General features: G+C 66.7%; 18 protein-coding genes and 1 tRNA gene. 9 read left to right on the top strand and 10 right to left on the bottom strand.

The annotated features are described in order from the left end of the window. Window positions 1-109: 109 nt before the first annotated feature. The 4 genes from ACP7BH_RS15160 to ACP7BH_RS15145 form a co-directional block, all read right to left on the bottom strand. A complete protein-coding gene (locus ACP7BH_RS15160) occupies window positions 110-2,302 on the bottom strand; it encodes a 3-hydroxyacyl-CoA dehydrogenase NAD-binding domain-containing protein (protein WP_425986564.1) in 2,193 nt (730 codons plus the stop codon). Window positions 2,303-2,313: 11 nt separating this feature from the next. After that, window positions 2,314-3,519 (bottom strand): acetyl-CoA C-acetyltransferase, encoded by a 1,206-nt coding sequence (locus tag ACP7BH_RS15155; RefSeq protein ID WP_425986562.1) that lies wholly within the window; start codon window positions 3,517-3,519, stop codon window positions 2,314-2,316. A 237-nt stretch (window positions 3,520-3,756) separates the two neighbouring features. Further along, window positions 3,757-3,978, bottom strand: a complete 222-nt coding sequence (locus tag ACP7BH_RS15150) for a hypothetical protein (protein ID WP_425986559.1) — start codon at window positions 3,976-3,978, stop codon at window positions 3,757-3,759. A gap of 56 nt (window positions 3,979-4,034) precedes the next feature. Beyond that, window positions 4,035-5,270, bottom strand: coding sequence for a PQQ-dependent sugar dehydrogenase (locus ACP7BH_RS15145; RefSeq protein ID WP_425986557.1), 1,236 nt, complete (start codon window positions 5,268-5,270; stop codon window positions 4,035-4,037). 185 nt (window positions 5,271-5,455) lie between these two features. On the opposite strand from ACP7BH_RS15145, the gene ACP7BH_RS15140 reads away from it, so the two are divergent. Then, window positions 5,456-5,532 (top strand) — tRNA-Met (locus ACP7BH_RS15140). 673 nt (window positions 5,533-6,205) lie between these two features. On the opposite strand, the gene ACP7BH_RS15135 is transcribed toward ACP7BH_RS15140, so the two are convergent. Next, the gene (locus tag ACP7BH_RS15135) at window positions 6,206-6,511 is read right to left on the bottom strand and encodes a hypothetical protein (RefSeq protein ID WP_425986555.1); all 306 of its coding nucleotides are present in this window, start codon (window positions 6,509-6,511) and stop codon (window positions 6,206-6,208) included. Between the two features lie 259 nt (window positions 6,512-6,770). On the opposite strand from ACP7BH_RS15135, the gene ACP7BH_RS15130 reads away from it, so the two are divergent. Next, the gene (locus ACP7BH_RS15130) at window positions 6,771-7,079 is read left to right on the top strand and encodes a hypothetical protein (RefSeq protein ID WP_425986553.1); all 309 of its coding nucleotides are present in this window, start codon (window positions 6,771-6,773) and stop codon (window positions 7,077-7,079) included. 22 nt (window positions 7,080-7,101) lie between these two features. On the opposite strand, the gene ACP7BH_RS15125 is transcribed toward ACP7BH_RS15130, so the two are convergent. After that, entirely contained in the window at window positions 7,102-7,761 is a 660-nt protein-coding gene (locus tag ACP7BH_RS15125; protein WP_425986551.1) for a TlpA family protein disulfide reductase, read from the bottom strand. On the opposite strand from ACP7BH_RS15125, the gene argH reads away from it, so the two are divergent. The 5 genes from argH (at window position 7,760) to ACP7BH_RS15100 (ending at window position 12,486) form a co-directional block, all read left to right on the top strand. Beyond that, complete coding sequence (gene argH, locus ACP7BH_RS15120) at window positions 7,760-9,199, top strand: argininosuccinate lyase (protein WP_425986549.1); 1,440 nt, start codon at window positions 7,760-7,762, stop codon at window positions 9,197-9,199. The two genes, ACP7BH_RS15125 and argH, sit on opposite strands and share 2 nt — an antisense overlap. Next, complete coding sequence (locus ACP7BH_RS15115) at window positions 9,196-9,426, top strand: hypothetical protein (RefSeq protein ID WP_135194019.1); 231 nt, start codon at window positions 9,196-9,198, stop codon at window positions 9,424-9,426. Before argH ends, ACP7BH_RS15115 begins: the two co-directional genes overlap by 4 nt. 2 nt (window positions 9,427-9,428) lie before the next feature. Further along, window positions 9,429-10,703, top strand: a complete 1,275-nt coding sequence (lysA, locus tag ACP7BH_RS15110; protein WP_425986547.1) for a diaminopimelate decarboxylase — start codon at window positions 9,429-9,431, stop codon at window positions 10,701-10,703. Window positions 10,704-10,752: 49 nt separating this feature from the next. After that, the gene (locus ACP7BH_RS15105; protein WP_425986545.1) at window positions 10,753-11,409 is read left to right on the top strand and encodes a hypothetical protein; all 657 of its coding nucleotides are present in this window, start codon (window positions 10,753-10,755) and stop codon (window positions 11,407-11,409) included. 78 nt (window positions 11,410-11,487) lie between these two features. Next, window positions 11,488-12,486 (top strand): cation diffusion facilitator family transporter, encoded by a 999-nt coding sequence (locus tag ACP7BH_RS15100; protein WP_425986543.1) that lies wholly within the window; start codon window positions 11,488-11,490, stop codon window positions 12,484-12,486. Window positions 12,487-12,490: 4 nt separating this feature from the next. Here the strand turns inward: ACP7BH_RS15100 and ACP7BH_RS15095 are convergent, their stop codons facing one another. Beyond that, window positions 12,491-13,348, bottom strand: coding sequence for a glutamate racemase (locus ACP7BH_RS15095; protein WP_425986541.1), 858 nt, complete (start codon window positions 13,346-13,348; stop codon window positions 12,491-12,493). A gap of 130 nt (window positions 13,349-13,478) precedes the next feature. Between ACP7BH_RS15095 and ACP7BH_RS15090 the strand changes: the two genes are divergently transcribed. Further along, on the top strand, window positions 13,479-15,674 hold the full coding sequence (locus tag ACP7BH_RS15090; protein WP_425986539.1) for a M3 family metallopeptidase: 2,196 nt from the start codon (window positions 13,479-13,481) through the stop codon (window positions 15,672-15,674). A 103-nt stretch (window positions 15,675-15,777) separates the two neighbouring features. Here ACP7BH_RS15090 and ACP7BH_RS15085 read toward each other — a convergent pair whose 3' ends face one another. Further along, the gene (locus ACP7BH_RS15085; protein ID WP_425986537.1) at window positions 15,778-16,065 is read right to left on the bottom strand and encodes a UrcA family protein; all 288 of its coding nucleotides are present in this window, start codon (window positions 16,063-16,065) and stop codon (window positions 15,778-15,780) included. Window positions 16,066-16,295: 230 nt separating this feature from the next. Between ACP7BH_RS15085 and ACP7BH_RS15080 the strand changes: the two genes are divergently transcribed. After that, window positions 16,296-17,261: a magnesium and cobalt transport protein CorA gene (locus tag ACP7BH_RS15080; protein WP_425986535.1), complete on the top strand. Its 966-nt coding sequence runs from the start codon at window positions 16,296-16,298 to the stop codon at window positions 17,259-17,261. A 41-nt stretch (window positions 17,262-17,302) separates the two neighbouring features. On the opposite strand, the gene ACP7BH_RS15075 is transcribed toward ACP7BH_RS15080, so the two are convergent. Next, on the bottom strand, window positions 17,303-17,644 hold the full coding sequence (locus ACP7BH_RS15075) for a UrcA family protein (protein ID WP_425986533.1): 342 nt from the start codon (window positions 17,642-17,644) through the stop codon (window positions 17,303-17,305). Window positions 17,645-17,781: 137 nt separating this feature from the next. Continuing rightward, window positions 17,782-20,481, bottom strand: a complete 2,700-nt coding sequence (ppc, locus tag ACP7BH_RS15070) for a phosphoenolpyruvate carboxylase (protein ID WP_425986531.1) — start codon at window positions 20,479-20,481, stop codon at window positions 17,782-17,784. Between the last annotated feature and the right edge of the window lie 98 nt (window positions 20,482-20,579).

The following is a 20,579-nucleotide window of genomic DNA, read 5'->3' as shown; positions in this document are numbered from 1 at the left end:
AAGACGCGGCTTGTCGGAGGATGACGAAAGTGAAGAAGCCGCATCTCTGAAACAAAAACGGGCGACCCGAAGGCCGCCCGTTCCGTAGTCTGACGATGTCCGCAACCGATCAGGCGGCGGCCCTCTCCGGAGCGAACTTGCCGTAGAAGGTCTCGTTTTTGGCGGCCATGTCGCGCAGCAGCTGCGGGACCTTGAAGCGGTCGCCGTACGTTGCGGCCAGACGGTCCGCCGTCTCCACGAACTTCGCCAGGCCGATGCCGTCGATCATGCTGATGGGGCCGCCGGTCCAGGGCGCGAAGCCCCAGCCCAGGATAGCGCCCAGGTCGGCTTCGCGCGGATCGTCGATGACGCCCTCGGCCCAGCAGCGGGCGACCTCGACAGCCTGGCGATACAGCAGGCGGGTCTTCAATTCGTCGATCTGCGCAAAGGCGGTCGCCTCTTCGGGCTTGTCGATACCTTTGGTGGTCGGCGCCAGGTCGCTCAGCCCCTTCCAGATCGTCTTGGGCTTCTGGTCATAGTCGTAGAAGCCCTTGCCGTTCTTGCGGCCGAAGCGTCCACCCTCGACCATGGTGGCGACGATCTGTTCGCCCTCGTTGGCGACGTATTTGTCGCCGAGGTCGGCCTTGGTCTGTTTGGCGATCTTGTAGGACAGGTCCAGGGCGACGTCGTCGTGCATCTCCAGCGGGCCGCGCGGCATGCCGGTCATCCGCCCGACATTGTCGATCAGGGCCGGGCCGTAGCCTTCCTCCAGCATCGCCATGCCCTCCATTAGGAAGGTGGAGAAGCAACGCGAGGTGTAGAAGCCGCGGCTGTCGTTGACGACGATCGGGGTCTTCTTGATCTTCAGCACATAGTCCAGCGCCTTGGCGATGGCGGCCTGACCCGTCTTTTCGCCCAGGATGATCTCGACTAGCATCATCTTGTCGACGGGCGAGAAGAAGTGGATGCCGATGAAGTCCTCGGGACGGACCGAGGCCTCGGCCAGACCCGTGATTGGCAGGGTCGAGGTGTTGGAGCCGAAGACGGCGCCCTCGACCAGTTGGGCCTCGGCGCGCTTGGTCACGTCGGCCTTGATCTCGCGGCTTTCGAACACGGCCTCGACCACAAGGTCCGACCCCTTGATGTGGTCATAGTCGGTCGTGGCGGTGACCAGGGCCAGGGTGGCGTCATACTTGTCTTGCGTCATCTGCCCGCGCGACAGGCGCTTCTTCAGCAACTCTTCGACATGAGCCTTGCCCTTGTCGGCGGCTTCCTGGGTCTGATCGATCAGGACGGTTTCGATCCCGGCCATGACCTGAACATAGGCGATGCCCGCGCCCATCATGCCGGCGCCGATGACGGTGACCTTCTTCGCGTCCGACTTGGGCACGCCGGCGGGACGCACGGCGCCCTTGTCCAGTTCCTGCTTGGACAGGAACAGCGAACGGATCATGGCCTGGGCCTGCGGCGTCATCAGGGTCTTGATGAAATAGCGGGTCTCGATCCGCAGGGCCGCGTCCATCGGAACCTGGGTTCCTTCGTAGACGGCCTTCATCAGGTTCACCACGGCCGGATAGTTGCCGTAGGACTGTTTGCGCAGCATGGCGTTGCCGACCATGAAGTTCTGGATGCCGGCCGGGTGATAGGGGCCGCCGCCGGGCAGTTTGAACGACTTGTCGTCCCACGGCTGAACGGCCTTGCCGCCATTCTTGATCCAGGTCTTGGCGGCCTCGGCGGCCTGACCCTTCTCGACGACCTCATGGACGATGCCGGCGCCCTTGGCGTCGTTGGGGCGGAAGGACTTGCCTTCGCTCATGGCCATCATGGCGTTCTGGACGCCGACCAGACGGGTCAAGCGCTGGGTGCCGCCGCCGCCGGGGAAGAGGCCGACTTTGATCTCGGGCAGGCCCAGCTGGATCCGGTTGTCGTTCTCGACCACGCGATAGTGACAGGCCAGGGTGAACTCCAGCCCGCCGCCCAGGGCCAGGCCGTTGATCGCGGCCGCGATTGGCTTGCCCGAGGTTTCCAGCGCGCGGAAGGCGCCGTTCAGCTTCCAGCCGGCGTCGAACGCCTTCTGCAAATCACCGCCGCCTGACAACACGCCGCCGGCCATGTCGCCCAGGTCCGCCCCGGCGCAGAAGCCCGAAGCCTTGCCCGAGGTGATGACCGCGCCCTTGATGGCCTCGTCGGTCTTGATGCGTTCGACCAGTTCGGGGATTTCCTTCATCACCGAAGAGGTCAGGGTGTTCATCGAACGACCCGGCACGTCGAAGGTGACCAGGGCGATGCCGTCGGCGTCGACGTCGATCTTGAAGTTTTCCATGGGTGTGATCCTCAGACGCGTTCGATGACGGTGGCGGTGCCCATGCCGCCGCCGATGCACAGGGTGATCAGGGCCGTCGACTTGTTCGAGCGTTCCAGCTCGTCCAGGGCGATGCCGGTGATCATGGCGCCGGTGGCGCCCAGGGGGTGGCCCATCGAGATGCCGCCGCCGTTCACATTCATCTTGGCGTGGTCGATGTTCAGGGCCTGCATGTAGCGAAGCACGACGGCGGCGAAGGCCTCGTTCAGCTCCCACACGTCGATGTCGTCGGGCTTCATGCCCAGCTTGCCCAGCAGTTTGCGGGTCACATATTCCGGACCCGTCAGCATGATCGACGGCTCCGAGCCGATCGAGGCGCCGCCCAGGATCTTGGCGCGCGGCTTCAGGCCCAGGGCCTGTCCGGCTTCCAGCGAGCCGATCAGCACGCCGGCCGAACCGTCGACGATGCCGGACGAGTTGCCGGGCGTGTGGACGTGGTTGACGCGCTCGACCTCGGGGTAGCGCTGGTTGATCACGCTGTCGAAGGCCATCTCGCCCATCATGGCGAAGGAGGGGTTCAGGCCACCCAGGGTCTGCATGTCCGTGTTCGGACGAATGGTCTCGTCACGATCCAGAATGGTCAGGCCCAGCTGGTCCTTGACCGCCAGAACCGAGTTCTTGAACCGGCCCTCGGCCCAGGCCTGAGCGGCGCGCTTGTGGCTCTCGACCGAATAGGCGTCCACGTCGTCGCGGCTGAAGCCGTATTTGGTGGCGATCATGTCGGCCGACACGCCTTGCGGCACGAAATAGGTGGGGAAGGCCGACGAGGGGTCGGTGGGCCAGGCGCCCATGTCGGAACCCATGGGCACGCGGCTCATGACCTCGACGCCGCCGCCGACGGCGAAATCAGCCTCGCCGGACTTCACCTTGGCGGTGGCCATGTTCACGGCTTCCAGGCCCGAGGCGCAGAAACGGTTGACCTGAACGCCGGCCGTATATTGCGACCAGCCGGCCGACAGCACCGCCGTGCGGGCGATGTCGGCGCCGAGTTCGCCCACGGGCGTGACGCAGCCCAGGATGACGTCATCGACCTTGGACGTGTCCAGGTCGTTGCGGTCGCGCAGAGCCTCCAGAACCTGGGTCGCCAGGCTGAGACCGGTGATCTCGTGCAGCGAGCCGTCCTTCTTGCCCTTGCCGCGCGGGGTGCGGACGGCGTCGTAGATATAGGCGTCAGCCATGGGAGTGCGTCTCCATCTTTGGCCCTTGGGCTCTCCGCCCCCTTTGAAAGGAATGGGCGGTTCGCGACTTGAGGGCAGGGCGGTTCCAAGCGTGGACGCCAAGAACCCTACGTTTACGTCAACGTCAAGTAATAAGCCGCGTGATCCCACCCGATGGAGCTGGGGTTTTCAATTTTGGAGGGCTTCGACGCCGCTGGTGAGCGGGCTGGCGCGATGGCCAAGCCCGCTCGCGTTCCGTCAGCGCGGCGGAATGCGGGTCGCACCGCCGGTGATCTTGCAGACGTAGTCCGTCTGGGGACGGCCGGTCTGCAGGCCAGTCGGCGTTAGGATGCCCTGGCTGCGGGTGCATTCCGCCTCCAGCGCGTCCATGTCCTTCTGGTAGCTGTTGACGCCGCCCGTGGTGCCGCAGGCCGCCAGCAAGGGCAGACTGATCGCGGCGGAGAGAATGAGGATACGCATGGCTCGGTGCTCCCTGAGCGCCGATGCGCTCCTTGTCGCCCCCCGGCGTCGAAAGACTACTGCGTCGCCGCCAGCCTGACCAGCTTGCCGTTCTCCTCGTCGGTGATGGCCCAGACTGCGCCGTCCGATCCAACCGCCACGTCGCGGACGCGTTCGCCCAGATCCGTCAGCAGACGCTCCTCGCCGACCACGCGATCGTTCTGGACCACCAGACGGGAGATGTGCTTTTCCTTCAGCCCCGCGACCAGCAGGTTTCCGTCCCAGCCGGGGAACATGCCGCCCTGATAGAAGGTTGCCCCGCCCGGTGCGATGACGGGGTCCCAATAATAGACCGGCTGTTCTGTGCCCGGCGCCTGGGTGGCGCCGCTGTTGATCTGACCGCCGGCGTATTCCACGCCGTAAGCCGCGTCGGGCCATCCGTAGTTCAGGCCCGGCTTGTCCAGATTGACCTCATCACCGCCGCGCGTGCCGTGTTCGATGGTCCAGATCGCGCCGGTGCCGGGCTGGACGGCGATCCCCTGGGCGTTGCGGTGACCCAGGCTCCAGATCTCGGGCAGGGCGCCGGCGCGGCCGACGAAGGGATTGTCCTGGGGCACGGAGCCGTCGGCGTTGATGCGGATCGTCTTGCCCATGTGCGAGCCCAGGTCTTGGGCCTGGGGCCGCATCGGCCGGTCCGAGCGTTCGCCCAAGGTGATGAACAGCTTGCCGTCCGGCGCAAACGCTAGGGCCGAGCCGAAATGTTTGTCGCCATCATAAACGGGCAAGGCGCGGAAGATGACCTGAACGTTCTCCACCCGCGAGCCGTCGTCCGACAGACGCGCACGGGCGACCGAGGTGGCGTTGCCGCCGTCACGCGGCTCGGAATAGCTCCAGTAGATCATCCGGTCCTGGGCGAAGCCGGGACCGACGATCACGTCCAGCAGGCCGCCCTGGCCGCGGGCGTCGACGGCGGGCAGGCCCGCGACCGGCTCGCCCACCTGGCCTTCGGCGGTGACGATGCGCAGGCGGCCGGGCTTTTCCGTCACCAGCCAGCGGCCGTCGGGCGTGGCCGCCAGTCCCCAGGGATGAACCAGGCCCGAGGCGATGACCGTGTGGGTCATGGCCTGTTCGGTCTTCACGCCCGGCGCGCGCGTCTGGCCGGCGAAGGCCGGCTGCTGATCGGGGTTGTTGGCCGGACGGGTCTCCAGCGGGGCGCCGGCCTGGGGCGGAGCGTTCGCGCTTTCGCCGTTCGCGCCGCAGGCGGCGGCGAGGACAAGCAGGGACGTCGAGGCGGCGGCGACGATCAGGCGCATGGCGAAGGCTCCGATGGAAAACAGGCGTTGGTTCTGGAACGGCGACGCCAGCGTTACCGTTCCGGCCCTGCGGCGTCTTGCGCCCTATCGCCGCACGATCTGCACCGAGACGACTTGAACCGCGCGCCCGACGGCGATATAGGCACGCCTCTTTCGCGCTGGCCCTCGGCCTCGCGTAGACCCGGGACTGGGTAGCTCAGATGGTTAGAGCGGTGGATTCATAACCCACAGGTCGGCGGTTCGATCCCGCCTCCAGTCACCATTTTATTGTTCGGATGATCATTGTTACGGCTCTCCTCGGTGACCTAACTTTGTGCGAAGTTCATCCGGGGCGTGTCCGTCGGTCGCCCCCTGCTCGACACGGGGAAGAAGATGATCATTGCTGCATTTTTGAGCGCCAGCCTTATGGGGCAGGAGGTAGGACCTCCGATCATCACGCCCGCAAACTCTGACGCTGCCGAAGCCGTGGTCGCATTCATGGGTCTGGGGAGATACTCCGGTATTTGCGCCGCTCACCTACCTGCCGGCGCCAAGGCGCGCCTCGATGGCCTAACCTCCGATCAGGCGCCGTCAGGTGTGCCGGCGTGGCTGATCTCCAGCTTCAAGCAGGGGTATGAGCAAGGTCTGGCAGACCCTACCCGACCAGACAAGACTGCTGCCGAATGTAGAGACATGGAGCGCGCGGCAAACGCCAGAATGCAAGCTGTCGCACAACGGCTAAAAGGCCGCCGCTAAGGGATTGTGGTACAGTTCCGCTATCCACCCTTAGCGTATCGGGAAGTCAGCTGATGGGCTGTGCGTGCTTTTGCAGGCTCAATCACCCCGCTGTTTGGCGCGGTGATTGAGCCTGTTTCAGCAGGCGATGTGCATCACAGGAGATGTGGGTCTAAGAATGATCCCGCCTCCAGTCACCACTTTCCAAGAGGTCGGCAGGGCTAGAGTGGTCCAGGGCCGATGCCGACGATCCCGCGATCATACTGAACATTGTTGCGGCTTTGGATGTCCTCCAACTCCTTGCGTTTGGCCTGGACCAGCGCAGCATATTGTTCCGGCGTGTAGCAAATGGTTTGCTCCAGTCTGCGGCCCGTCAAGGCGCGCCGTTCGCAGACGCGACGTGCGCGGGCCGGCGCCGGCTGCTCCGCCGCACCGGCCTGGGGTGAAGGCGGTGTCGTGACGGGTGGAGTTTGAGCGGACGCTTGAAACGCGAGCGCGGCGACGAAAATGAGAGGCGTTGAGAACATGGCTTTTCTCCCTGATCCGCCAAGCTCTCATGTCTTCGCTCGCCTGGCAAATCCGACGGACCATCGGCAGGGACTTACGGTTGCGGCGCCGTTGTCGTTATGACGGGTTCGCGGTTTGAAATGGCGACATCGCGAGGCCCGCGCGCGCTCCTGCCGCGCGGTTGTGACGGAGTTCCGCTCGGGGCAAGCGGTCTGCTGCAACCTGTGCCGTTGTGCTGCGTTTGTCGGTCGAGACCTTAACCTTGACCGGAGATCCGCCATGACGATCCGAACCAAAGCCCTGATGGCGGCCGTCGCCGCCCTGACTCTGGGCGCCGCCGCCTGCACCGAGACCGAGCAGGAAAAGACCGAAGCCCATGCCGAGGCCGCCGCCGACAAGACGGCGGATGTGGCGTCGCGTGCCGGTGAGGTGATCGAGGGCGGGGCGATGAAGGCGGCGCAGGCCGTCGAGACCGGCGCCGGCAAGGTCGCAGACAAGCTGGAAGGCGAACAGGCCGAGGCGGCGGCCGAAGGCAAGCCCGGCGCGATCAATCCCGCAACGGACCAACGCGTTCCGGTCGATAACTAAAGCACGGATCAGGCGGGAGGCGTCACCCCGGACTGGGGCCTTCCGCCAGCACCGCATCGATCAGGGCGCGAGCCTGGGGGCTGGACCAGTCCGCCTCGCCCGCCATGGTGGCGCGGATGCGCCCCTGGCGATCCAGGATGATCGTCTGCGGCATGGCGCCCTTGCCCGGAAACTCGAACGGCAGCTGGAAGCGGATGTCGTTGTAGAAGGGCAGGGGGGCGTGATCGTCGAGGAAGCGTCTGGCGTCGGCCGCCGCTTCTGGCGTGGCGTCCACATTGATCGGCAGAACCACCAAATCCTCGTTCGCCTCATAGGTTTTCGCCAGGGCCTGAAGCGTCGGCATCTCCGCCTTGCACGGCGCACACCACATGGCCCACAGATTTACGACCACGACCTTGCCTTGGAAGGCCGAGAAGCGAACGGCCGTGCCTGTGCGGTCGCGGAAGGCGTATTCGGGCGCCATTTCGGCCTGGGCCGGGGTCGAAAGCGCCGCCAGGGGACCGACGGCGAACCGCGCCAGGTCGCTTTTCGGCGTCGCGGCGGCGGTTGCGGCCTCTTCGACTTGCGCCTTCTGGCGATGATTGGCGTATAGCGACATCGCCATTCCGCCGGCGCCGGCGATGGTGCTGACGACAACGACCGCGCCGACGACCGCCCAGATCGCCTTTCTAGAGCCGCTCATGACTGAATCCACCTCTTCCGACGCCAAGCCATCTGGCGGTTCGACTGCGCCGGTGAAGCCCGCGGGTCAAGACATGTGGGGCGGACGCTTTTCGTCGCGCCCCGCCGAGATCATGCAGGCGATCAACGTCTCCATCGGCGTGGATCAGCGTCTGTGGCGTCAGGATCTGGCGGGGTCGCGCGCCCACTGCCGCATGCTGGCCAAACAGGGCATCATCCAGCAGGCCGACGCCGAGGCCATTCTGGGCGGGCTGGACGCCATCGAATCCGAGATCGAGGCCGGGACCTTCCCCTTCCGCGATCAGTTCGAGGACATCCACATGAATGTGGAGGCGCGCCTCAACGAACTGATCGGCGAGCCGTCCGGCCGCCTGCACACTGCGCGCAGCCGCAATGACCAGGTCGCCGTCGATTTCCGCCTGTGGGTGCGCGACGCCTGTGATCGTTCGGTTGCCCAGTTGAAGGCGTTGCAGGCCGCCCTGCTGGCGCGCGCCGAACAGCATGCGGGCGATCTGATGCCCGGTTTCACTCATCTTCAGACCGCTCAGCCCGTGACCCTGGGTCACCACCTGATGGCCTATGTCGAGATGTTCGGCCGCGATGCGGGGCGTTTCGCCGACGCGCGCGCCCGTATGAACGAGAGCCCGCTCGGCGCCGCGGCCCTGGCCGGTTCGCCCTTCCCCATCGACCGGCAGATGACGGCGGCGGCGCTGGGCTTCGACCGGCCGATGGCGAACTCGCTGGATGCGGTGTCGGACCGGGACTTCGCGCTGGAGAGCCTGGCCGCCGCCTCGATCACGGCGGGGCATCTGTCGCGGTTAGCCGAAGAGATCGTGATCTGGATGACGCCGATGTTCGGCTTCGCCTCCCTGCCTGACGACCTGACGACGGGGTCGTCGATCATGCCGCAGAAGCGCAATCCCGACGCCGCCGAACTGGTGCGGGCCAAGACCGGCCGGATCATGGGCTCTTTGGTGGCTCTGTCCACGGTGATGAAGGGCCTTCCACTGGCCTATTCCAAGGACATGCAGGAGGACAAGCCGCCGGTGTTCGAGGCGTTCGACGCCCTAGATCTGGCGCTGGTCGCCATGACGGCTATGGTGTCGGCGTTGCAGCCCAATACGGAACGCATGGCCCAGGCGGCGGGCGCAGGCTTCTCGACCGCGACGGATCTGGCCGACTGGCTGGTGCGCGAGCTGAACCTGCCGTTCCGCAAGGCGCACCACGTGACGGGGGCGGCGGTGAAGCGGGCGGAGGGCCTGGGCGTGGAACTGTCGCAACTGCCGCTGGAAGAAATGCAGAAACTGGAGCCGGGCATCACCGAAGCGGTTTACAAGGTGCTGACCGCCCAGGCTTCCTGCGAAAGCCGTCAAAGCTATGGGGGAACCGCGCCGGAACAGGTCCGTGCGCGTATCGCCGACTGGAGAGCTCGCCTGTGAAGAAAACCCTCATCGTCGTGGGCGCGCTCGCCCTTATGACCTCGGCTTGCGGCCGCATGGCCGATCTGGAATCGCCGGTGCGCGAGACCGAGCGTGCGCCGCGCGATAGCCGCGCGCCGCATCTGCCCGAGCCGGCGACCATGAACCGCCCGTCCAGCAGCGTGCCGATCGATGGCGGGCCGTCCAACCCCATCGGCGCCGGCGCCGCCCAGAACGACCCGCGCTAGCCTTGCACCATTTCGACCTGAAGGACGGCGCCCTGTATGCCGAGGGCGTGCCGCTGGAGCTGATCGCGGACGAGGTCGGCACGCCGGCCTATGTCTATTCGACCGCGACGCTGAAGCGGCACTACGGCCTGCTGCGCGCCGCCGCCGATGCGCATCGCGACGCCCTGGGCGAGGCGCTGATCGCCTTCGCGGTCAAGGCCAACTCCAACCTGTCGGTGCTGGCGACCCTGGCGAAACTGGGGTCCGGGGCCGACACCGTCTCCGAGGGTGAAATCCGCCGCGCTCTTGCGGCCGGCGTGCCGTCCGACCGGATCATCTTTTCGGGCGTCGGCAAGACCGACGTGGAAATGGCCTTCGCCATCAGTGTCGGCGTGCGCCAGATCAACGTCGAATCCGGCGCGGAGCTGGATCGGCTGATCACCATCGCGGCCATGATGGACACGTCTCCGGCCATCGCCGTGCGGGTCAATCCGAACGTGGGGGCGGGCGGTCACGCCAAGATCACCACGGGCGGAAAGGGCGACAAGTTCGGCGTGCCGGTCGAGGAGGCGATGGCGCTTTACGCCCGCGCCTCGGTCTCGCCCCACGTTACGCCGGTGGGGCTGGCCTGCCATATCGGCAGCCAGATCACCGACCTGGCCCCGCTGGAGGCCGCCTTCCAGGTTCTGGCCCAGATGACGCGGGACCTGCGGGCTCAGGGTCATGCCGTGACGCGGCTGGATCTGGGCGGCGGGCTGGGCGTGCCCTATTCCGGCGGGACCGAACCGCCGTCGCCGGCCGAGTATGTCGCCATGGCCGCGCGGGTTCTGAACGGGCTGGACGTCGAGGCGGCGTTCGAGCCGGGGCGGCTGCTGGCCGCCAACGCCGGCGTGCTGCTCAGCCAGGTGATCCAGGTCAACGAACGCTCGGACGGGCGGCGTTTCCTGGTGCTGGATGCGGCGATGAACGACCTGATGCGGCCGGCGCTGTACGACGCCTTCCACGACATCCAGCCGGTCAATCCGCGTAGCGGCGCGCGCCTGCCGCACGATGTGGTCGGGCCGGTGTGCGAGACGGGGGACACCTTCGCGCGTGATCGTGAGTTGCCGCCGCTGGAGGCCGAGGACCTGGTCGTCTTCACCGGGGCGGGGGCTTACGGCGCGGTGATGTCGAGCGAATACAACAGCCGGCCCTTGGTCCCCGAGGTTCTGGTGGACGGCGATCAGTGGGCCGTTATCCGGCCGCGCCCGACCTATGAGGAAATGCTGGACCGCGAGCCGTTCGCCGACTGGCTTTAGGCGAGAATCCCTCTCGACCGTTATAAAGTAACAGGCTATAGGGCCGGTCATGTCCCCCGGTCCCGAACAGTCCGTCATGCTTTCCCTGCTGGGCGGCGGCTTCGTTGCGGCCTTCCTGCATGCGGCCCTGCCGACCCACTGGCTGCCCTTCACCCTGGTCGGGCGGGCGCAGGGCTGGCGACCGTCGCGAATCCTGATGGCGGTGACGGCGGCGGGCCTGGCGCATATCGCCACGACGGCGGTGGTCGGCGGCCTGATCGTGGCGGCGGGGCTGGCGCTGGATCAATGGATCGAGGGGGTGCTGCCGCATCTGGCGGCGGTGCTGCTGTTCCTGTTCGGCGCCTTCTATCTGGCGCGCGCGACCTTGCGCCGGCCGGCCGTGGCCGGTGGTCCCGCCCTGGAAACTTCAGAGCCGGCGGTGTCGGACAAGGCGGCCTTCCTGGGCCTGATCGCGATGATGGCGGTGTCGCCGGGCGAAGTGTTGTTGCCCATCTATCTGTCCTCGGCCTCGGCGGGCATCGGCGCTCTTGCGATGCTGACGGTGGTGTTTGCGGTCGGCACCATCGCCGGCATGGCGACATTCACGGCCCTGGCCAGCGCCGGCGCCTCGATCCTGCGGCTGGAACGGTGGGCGAGATATGAAGGGGCGGTGCTGGGCGTGGCCCTGATCGCGCTGGGTCTCGTCGTCGCCATGCATCAGCACTGAAGCGATATTACATGATAACATTCAATGCGTTATCATGTATCAGCTTGGCTGTTGCGACAAACGGCGTATAGGCGAGCCATGAACGCCGCGCACGACCACGCCGATCACGACCATGACCACGATCACTCGGATCACGGTCACGGCCATTCGCACAGCCATCATGGGCACAGCCACGGTCCTGGGCACGGGCATGGCGGACACAGCCACGGCCCGGTGGACACCGGCGACTGGCGCTACGCCGTCGGCCTTGTGGTCAATCTGCTTTTCGTGGCGTGCGAGTTCGGCGCGGGCCTGATCGCGGATTCCACGGCGCTGCTGGCCGACGCCGGACATAATCTGTCGGACGTGCTGGGCCTGGCCATGGCGGGCGGCGCGGCCTGGCTGGCGCGGCGCGGCGCGCATGGGGCGGCGGGCGGTCGGCGGACCTATGGGTTCGGCAAGGCCACGGTTCTGGCGGCCCTGGGCAATGCGCTGCTGCTGATCTTCGCCTGCGGGGCCATCGCCTTCGAGGCCGTGCGCCGCTTCAACGAGCCGGCCCCGGTCGAGTCGGGCGTTATCATGGCGGTGGCGGGCATAGGCTTCGTCATCAACCTGGGCACGGCGCTTCTGTTCATGAAGTCGCAGCACGATTTGAATGCGCGTGGCGCCTATCTGCACATGATGGCCGACGCCGGGGTGTCGCTGGGCGTCGTGGCGGCCGGGGGCTTGATCATGCTGACCGGCTGGTCGGTGGTTGATCCCCTGGTCAGCCTGGCGATCGTGGTCGTGATCCTGTGGTCGACCTGGGGCCTGCTGAAGGATTCGGTCAATCTGGCCATGGACGGCGCCCCGACGGGCGTGGACGTGCCGGCGTTGGAAAAGGCGCTGGTCGCCCTGCCAGGCGTGCGGGCGGTGCATGATCTGCACGTCTGGGGCCTGTCCACGACCGAGACGGCCCTGACGGCGCATCTGGTGCACGACCGCGAGGATGCGGCCGTTCTGATCGGCGAGGCCCAGGCCGTGGCGAAACGTTACGCCATCGGCCACACGACGCTGCAGCTGGAGAACGAGCCGCTGCCGGACTGTCCGGGTTGCTGACCTTCTAGGCCTGGGCGAACGTCAGGGGCGCGCCCCAGAACTGGGACACCATCTCCGACTGTGGACCCGCCTGGCCGGTGGTCAGGAAATCGCGGCGGCCGCTGTCGCCCAGATCGTATTCGGGATGCGACTTGAAATAGCGCTCCAGCGCATCGGCGACGGCCTTGGGCTGTTCGATCAGCGCCGTTCCCGCCGGCAGGGCCTGGGCGAACAGTTCGGCGACGATCTCGTAATGGGTGCAGCCTAGTATGGCCTTGTCGGGGTGGCGCCCGATGCGGCGGCGCAGGGCGTCGACGTGGTCGTCGATAACCACCTTCAGCTCTTCGCGCGGGGCGCCCAGCTCGATGAGGCCCGCCAGGCCGGGGCAGGGTTCGGAGAAGACGGCGATGTCCTCGCGCCGCTTGTCGATCTCGATCTCGTAGACGCGGCTGATGGCCGTGGCGGCAGTGCAGAAGACGCCGGTGATGGCGATGGAGGCGACCTTCTCGCCCTCCTGCGGGCGCTCGGCCTCGAAGCTCCAGGGCTTGCCGGTCGCGGCCTCGATGGTGGGGACGATGATGCCCAGGATGTTGACCGGACGGCTCAGCCGCTCGCGCAGACCCGGCAGCCAGGTCTGTTGCAGGCGGCGAAGGGCGATGGCGCTGGCGGTGTTGCAGGCCAGGACGACGACCGAGGCGCCGGCGTCGAACAGGCGCTCGCACCCCGTCTTGGTCAGTTCGACGATGTCCTCGCCGCTGCGCCCGCCATAGGGGGCGTGGGCCTGATCGGCCAGATAGATGAAGTCCCGCGCAGGGAACCGCCGGGTCAGTTCGCGGTGAACGGTCAAGCCGCCCACGCCGGAGTCGAAAACGCCAATAGCCATGGGCGCGCTTTAGAGCAGTGCGACGACGTATCCAACCGGATTGCCGAGAAGATTACCGTCCTGTCAGGTGACGGGGCCGTCCGGTGCGCCTAAGTGTGTGGGCAATCATGATCTTCTTTCGGAGCATTCCATGCATAGACGCCAGCTTCTCATCGCGGGCGGCAGCCTGATGGCCCTGTCGGCCTGTGCCTCGACGGGGGCCTCAACCGGCGTCGCGTCGGGCGGGTCCGCCGCCGCTCCGTCGGCCGCCAGCCTGGTCGAGGAAGCGCGCATCGCCCGCGCCGTCCTGCCGACCCAGACGTCGCGCGCCGAGCTGCTGCAGGTCTGGACCGGCTCCTATGACGGCGTGCCGCCGTTCGACAAGGTGATGCCGGCCAAGCTGCGCGAAGCCATGCTGGAAGGCATCGAACTGCAACGCGCAGACATCGCCGCCATCGCGAACAATCCCGAGGCCCCGACCTTCGCCAACACCATGGCGGCGCTGGAACTGGCGGGCGAGCCGCTGGACCGGGCGTCCAACATCTATGGCGTGATGACCTCCAACATCGGCGGCGAAGCCTATGACGCCGTCGATACCGAGCTGTCGCCGATCCTGTCGGCCGCCTCTGACGAGATCACCTTCAACGCAAAGCTGTTCCAGCGGGTCAAGACCGTCGCCGACACCGCCGACGCAGCGGGCCTGAGCGCCCAGCAGAAGCGTCTGGCCGAGCGTCGTCGCGACGCCTTCATCCGCTCGGGCGCCAATCTGGACGCGGCCGGCAAGGCCGAGCTGGGCCGGATCAACACCGCCCTGTCCAACGCCTTCACCCGCTTCGGCCAGAAGGTCGTCGCCGACGAGAACGCCTGGACCCTGATCCCGAACGAAGCCGGTCTGGCGGGCCTGCCTGACTCGAACAAGGCCGCCGCTGCGGGCGCCGCACGCAGCCGCAACCTGCAGGGCTGGGCCATTCTGAACACGCGTTCGGCGGTCGATCCGTTCCTGACCTTCGCCGATGACCGGGCGCTGCGCGAGCAGGTCTGGAAGAAGTTCGTCAACCGCGGCGACAACGGCGACGCCAACGACACGAACGCGACCATCGCCGAGATCGTCAAGCTGCGTGACCAGCGCGCCAAGCTGCTGGGCTATCGCAACCATGCCGAACTGCGCATGCAGGACACCATGGCCAAGACGCCGGCAGCGGCCCAGGCCCTGATGGATCGCGTGTGGGCGCCGGCCAAGGCCCGCGTTGCCGAAGAGGTCGCCGACATGAAGGCGATCGCCGGTTTCGACATCGAGCCGTGGGACTACCTCTACTTCGCCGAGAAGGTTCGTAAGGCCAAGTACGACCTGGATCAGAACCAGCTGAAGCCCTATTTCGAACTGAACGCAGTGCGCGCCGGCTCCTTCGCCATGGCCGAGCGCCTGTACGGCTTCAAGTTCACCAAGCTTCCCAAGGGTTCGGTCCCGACCTTCGAGCCGGACGTCGAGGTCTATGAGCTGCACGACAAGGCCACCGGCAAGCTGATCGGCCTGTACTACACCGACGACTACGCCCGTCCGGGCAAGCGTTCCGGCGCCTGGATGACCACCTATCGGTCGTTCTCGACGCTGGACGGGTCGAAGGTGATCCTGGGCTCGAACAACAACAACTTCACCAAGCCGGAGCCGGGCGAGCCCGTCCTGATCTCGCTGGACGACGCCGAGACCCTGTTCCACGAGTTCGGCCACACCCTGCACTACTATTCGTCGAACGTGACCTATCCCTCGTTCGGCAATACGCCACGCGACTTCGTCGAATATCCGTCGCAGGTGCACGAGCACTGGGTGCTGAGCCGTCCTATCCTGGACGGCTATCTGAAACACTATCAGACGGGCGCGGCCATGCCGCAGGCGCTGGTCGACAAGATCGAGGCCGCCGCCACCTTCAATCAGGGCTATGCGACGGTCAGCTATCTGTCCTCGGCCATCGTCGACATGGACCTGCATACCCAGGCCACGCCGCCGACCGATATCGATGCGTTCGAAAAGGCCAGCCTGGCGCGGATCGGCATGCCCAAGGAGATCGTGATGCGGCACCGCCTGCCGCAGTTCAATCACCTGTTCACGTCGGACGGATACTCGGCGGGCTACTACAGCTACCTGTGGTCCGAGACGATGGACGCCGACACCTGGGCCTATTTCGAGGAGTCGGGCGACGTGTTCAATCCGGACATCGCCGGCCGCTTCAAGTCGATCATGCTGGCGCCGGGCAACACCACCGACCGCGCGGAAGCCTACCGCGCCTTCCGCGGTCGCGACCCGGACGTGGCGGCTCTGCTGAAGGTCCGGGGCTTCCCGGTATCTTGATCCTAGGGACTACCGCCCTTTGGGCGACTTGAGGCCCGGAAAGCGGCTTTGGCTTTGTGAAATGGGACGCCGTCGGATCATCGGTCCGGCGGCGTCCTGCGTTTCAGGCCTCGAAGGCGACGCGACCGCGCGCATATTCGGTGCGGGCGCGTTCGGGCAGGAGAGACATGGCTTCGTCTCGCACCTTGTCCATGCAGCTCAGGCGTTCGACGGGCAGGCGGCCGGTGCACAGATTTCGCGCGACATGTCGGACGCGGGCGTCGAACTCTGTCACGCCGGCGCGGCTCGACAGGTCGAGGTCCCCGTAGGAGATGCGGGCTTCGATGGGAGCGGAGGAGATTGCGCCGGCGGCGAGGAAGGCGGCGGTCGTCAGAGAGGCGAGTCCGAGCATGATCCTGGTTCCATTTTTCCGCCCCTTGTTGTCCGGGGCAGGGAAAGGTGACGCTGGATCGGATCGAAACGGCGAAGCTTCCGAGGCCGAAAGGCGGCGCTTTCATAATTCGACGTCATGACATTTTGGTCAGGATCGACGCCTGGACGAACACGTGGGTGCGTCAGGTGCTTCAACTGGGGCCGTTCAGCCTCTAAGTCAGGGCTGGGCATCGGCCTGCTGGAGATTTTATGACCGTCGTCGCCTCCTACGTCTATCGCGACGGCCAGCGCGTGCGCGAGGCGCCGTTGACACCCGAGGGGCTGGCGCTCGAACCGGGAGAGTTCGTCTGGGTGGGCCTGTACGATCCGACGGACGCCGAGATCGATGTCCTGGTCGAACGGTTCAAGCTGCACCCGCTGGCGGTCGAGGACGCTCTGGCCGCGCACCAGATGCCCAAGGTCGAGGTTTATGGCCGCGAACTGTTCGTGGTCGCCCGCACGGCGCTGAAGATCGACGATCGCATCGCCTATGGCGAGACCCACGTCTTCGTCGGCGACGACCACGTGGTCAGCATCCGCCACGGCTCGGCGCGGGCGCACAATCTGTTGCGGGCGCAGCTGGAGGCGTCGCCGCTACAGCTCAAGAAGGGGCCGGACTTCGTCCTGCACGGCATTCTGGACTTCATCGTCGACGCCTATGCTCCCATCGTCGACGACGCCGAGGACAGCGTGCTGGAGATGGAGCAGCGCACGCTGGACGCCTTCCTGTCGCGGGTCGAGATTCGGCGCCTGTTCACCCTGCGCCGCGAACTGTTGAAGTTCCGGCGCATCCTGGGGCCGATGGAGGAGGTGCTGGGGCGTCTGCAGTCGCTGGACATGCCCTGTATCGACCCGGATGTAAGGCCCTATTTCCGGGACGTGAGCGACCATGTGCGACGGGTGAACAGCCGGCTGGGCGGTCTGAACGACATTCTGTCGTCGGTATTCGAGGTCGCCAATCTGCTGGAGCAGCAACGCCAGGGCCTGATCACACGCAAGCTGGCCGCCTGGGCCGCCATCCTGGCCGTGCCGACGGCCATCGCCGGCATCTACGGCATGAACTTCGAGCACATGCCGGAACTGCGCTGGGAATACGGATACTATGCGGTTCTGGGCATCATAGCCGCCATCTGCGCGGGCCTGTACGTGACGTTCAAGCGGACGAAGTGGCTGTAGGCGGCGAGGGGACGTAAGCGACCCCTCGCCGTCCATTTGTTTCAGCTGAGCACGAACAGATCGACGACCTGGGCGACCTGGCGTTCGGCGCGCGGCGAACGCGCATAGTCGGTTTGACGCGCGCGCGGCAGTTCGCGCAGGGCTTCCTGACGGACGATGGTGAGGCAGTGGCTTTGGTTGACGGCCAAACGGCCCATGCGACGCATGTCTTGGCACAGGCGGGCGCCGGCCTCCTCGACGCGCGCGTCGAAGGCGGCGGCGCCGGCGGCCGTGGACAGGTCCAGGTCGCCATAACGAATGCGAGCATCCTGGGCCGTCGCGGGGGCGACGACGGTGGCGGACAGAACGGCGGCGGCCAAGAGGACGGGGGAGAGAACCTTCATCACTTGGCTCCTGAGGCGAAAATTATCGCTCGAAGTGGCGACGAGGGCGCAATAGTCTTGTCGTGCAACAGGATGATGAGGGTTCAGGCGCCGATCCGCGACAATGGGATTAAATCGTCGTCACGGCGCCCAGGCCGTCACCCGCTGTTCCTCAATCCCGCCGCCACGCCGTTGATGGCCAGAAGGATGCCCTCGCGGACGCGGGGGTCGTCGTCGCCGGCGCGGCGGCGGCGGATCAGCTCGATCTGGACGTGGTTCAGCGGTTCGACATAGGGCATGCGCAGGCGGATCAGCCGGTCCAGCTCGGGCTGGCCGCCCAGCAGTTGGTCGTGTCCGGTGATGGCCAGGATGGCGTCATGGGTGCGCTGCCACTCCTCCCTGATCTCGCCGTAGATCCGCGACGCCAGAGAGGCGTCAGGGACCAGGGTGGCGTAGCGGCGGGCGATGGTCATGTCGGACTTGGCCATGACCATCTCCATGTTCTGGACCAGGGTCTTGAAGAAGGGCCAGGCCTCGGCCATCGCCTTCAGCTTGCTCATGTCCTGGCCCTGGACGGCCGAGCCGAAGCCGAACCAGCCGGGCAGCATGACCCGGCTCTGCGACCAGCTGAACACCCAGGGAATGGCGCGCAGATCCTCGATCCGCGTCGAGGCGGTGCGCGACGACGGGCGCGAGCCGATCTTCAGATCGGCGATCTCGGCGATGGGGGTGGCGGCGCGATAGTAATCGACGAAGCCGTCGGTCTCATAGACCAGCTTGCGATAGGCGGCCATCGACCGGGCCGACAGGTCCGACAGGGTGGCGCCGTGCTCGGCGGTGAAGGCGTGATCCGTTCCCTTGCCCAGCGAGGCCAGCATGGCGCCGCACGTCAGGGCGTCCAGATTGCGCAGGGCGATCTCGGGCTCGCCGTATTTGTTGGCGATGACCTCGCCCTGTTCGGTGGTGCGGATGCGGCCCTGGACCGTGCCTTCCGGCTGGGCCAGGACGCCGGCGAAAGACGAGCCGCCGCCGCGCCCGACCGTGCCACCGCGCCCGTGGAACAGCTGCAGCTTCAAGCCATGTTTCTGCGTCACCTCGACCAGGGCGCGCGAGGCCTCGTGCAGTTCCCAGCCCGAGGTCAGGTAGGAGCCGTCCTTATTGGAGTCCGAATAGCCGATCATTACCTCCTGCACCCCGCGCGCCTTGGCGACGGCGAGGGCGGACGACTCCTGAAGCAGACGCTCCAGGGTGGGGCGGGCGGCACGCAGATCCTCAATGGTCTCGAACAGGGGCGCGGCCTGGATCGGGCAGGCGGCGGGGTCTTCGGGGCGATAAAGACCGACCTCCTTGAGCAACAGATAGACCTCCAGCAGGTCCGAGGCCGCGTCGGTCTTGGACACGATATGGGTGCGGATGGCCTGGGGCCCGAAGGCGGCGAGCGCGGTCGCGGCGGCCTGAAGGATGGCGCGCTCCTTCAGCGTCACGGCCTCGTAGTCGGCATAGGGGCTGAACAGCAGGCGCGACGAGGCCAGTTCCTCGGCCAGGACCTTCAGCCGCCCTTCCTCGTCCAGCGCCAGATAGTCGGGGCAGACGCCGGCGACCTTGAGCAGATCGGCGACGACAACTTCGTGGACGTCGGCGTTCTGGCGCATGTCCAGCGTCGCCATGTGGAAGCCGAACACCTCGACCGCCGTGATCAGGTCGCTGAGCCGGTCGTCGGCGAAGACGCCGCCGTGGTGCGAGACCAGGCTGTCGTGCAGGGTCTTCAGATCCGCTTCGAAGGCGTCCGGACCGGGATAGGGCTGGGCTTGGACGGCGGGACGACGCGGGGCGGGGGCGTCGCCCAGCTTCTGGTGCGTGGCGGCGAGACGGGCATAGACGCCGGTCAGGGCGCGACGATAGGGCTCGTCCGCGCGGTGGGGCGAGGGGTCGTGTGCGGCGTCGGCCAAGGCCTGAAGTTCGGGCGACACCTGGGCCAGTTCGGCGGCGAGGCTGAGTTCGGCGCCCAAGGCGTGAATCTCGTCCAGATAGAAGGTCAGCACCGCCCGGGCCTGGGTGCGGAAGGCGGCGGCCATGACCGTGGCGTCCACGTTCGGATTGCCGTCGCGGTCGCCGCCGACCCAGGTCCCGACCCGCATGAAGGGCTTGAGGTCCGGCGCGTCCAGCAGACGCCGCCAGGCCGCCAGCTGCTTGGGCGCGACGTGCAGGAAGATGCGGTCCAGGAAGGAGACGACGGTGTCGATCTCGTCCTGCACCACCAGCCCCTGGGTGCGCACCAGACGCGTGGCCCACAGGATGACGATCTGGCGGCGCAGCGGCTCGGACACGGCGTCGAGCGTGCAGGCGTCGCCGGCCTTGTCGCAGGCGTCGAGCAGGTCGGTGATGGCGGCGATGCGGTCGATGACGCTCTTTCGGCGCACCTCGGACGGGTGGGCGGTCAGGACGGGCGAGATCAGCGACTGGTCCAGCAAGGCGCGCACGGCCTCGCGGTCCACGCCCTGATCGGCTAACCGCTTCAGCGCGCCTTCGGGCGTGTCGGGCCGGGCGCCGGCCTCGGCCTGGCTCTGGGCCCGCCTGCGGGTCGAGCGGTCCTCGGCGATATTGGCCAGGAGGGAGAACAGGGCGAAACCGTGCGCCAGCCCCGCCGCCTGATCCACCGACATGGCGGTCAGCAGCTTCTCCAGCCGCTTGGCCGGATGGGACGCCGGGTCGCGGTGATAGGCGATGGAGGCCTGACGCACCGCCTCGACGTGGTCGAACAGGGCCTGTCCGCCCTCGTCTCGGATGATGTCGCCCAGAAGACCGCCCAGCAGTCGGACTTCGTCGCGCAGGGCGTCGTCGGCGGCGGGGCTCATCATCGGGCAAATCCTTGGTCGGCACGGGGAGATGGGTATCTGGAAGAGCTGAAGCGGCTGCGTCAACGCACGATCCGTGACAGCCGCCCCCAGAAATCCCC

It is taken from the genome of Brevundimonas sp. TWP2-1 (assembly GCF_049897645.1).
In the GTDB taxonomy this organism is placed as follows: Bacteria; Pseudomonadota; Alphaproteobacteria; order Caulobacterales; family Caulobacteraceae; genus Brevundimonas.
The sequence above is the reverse complement of the archived record's forward strand: the minus strand, read 5'-3'. Positions and strand labels throughout refer to the sequence as shown.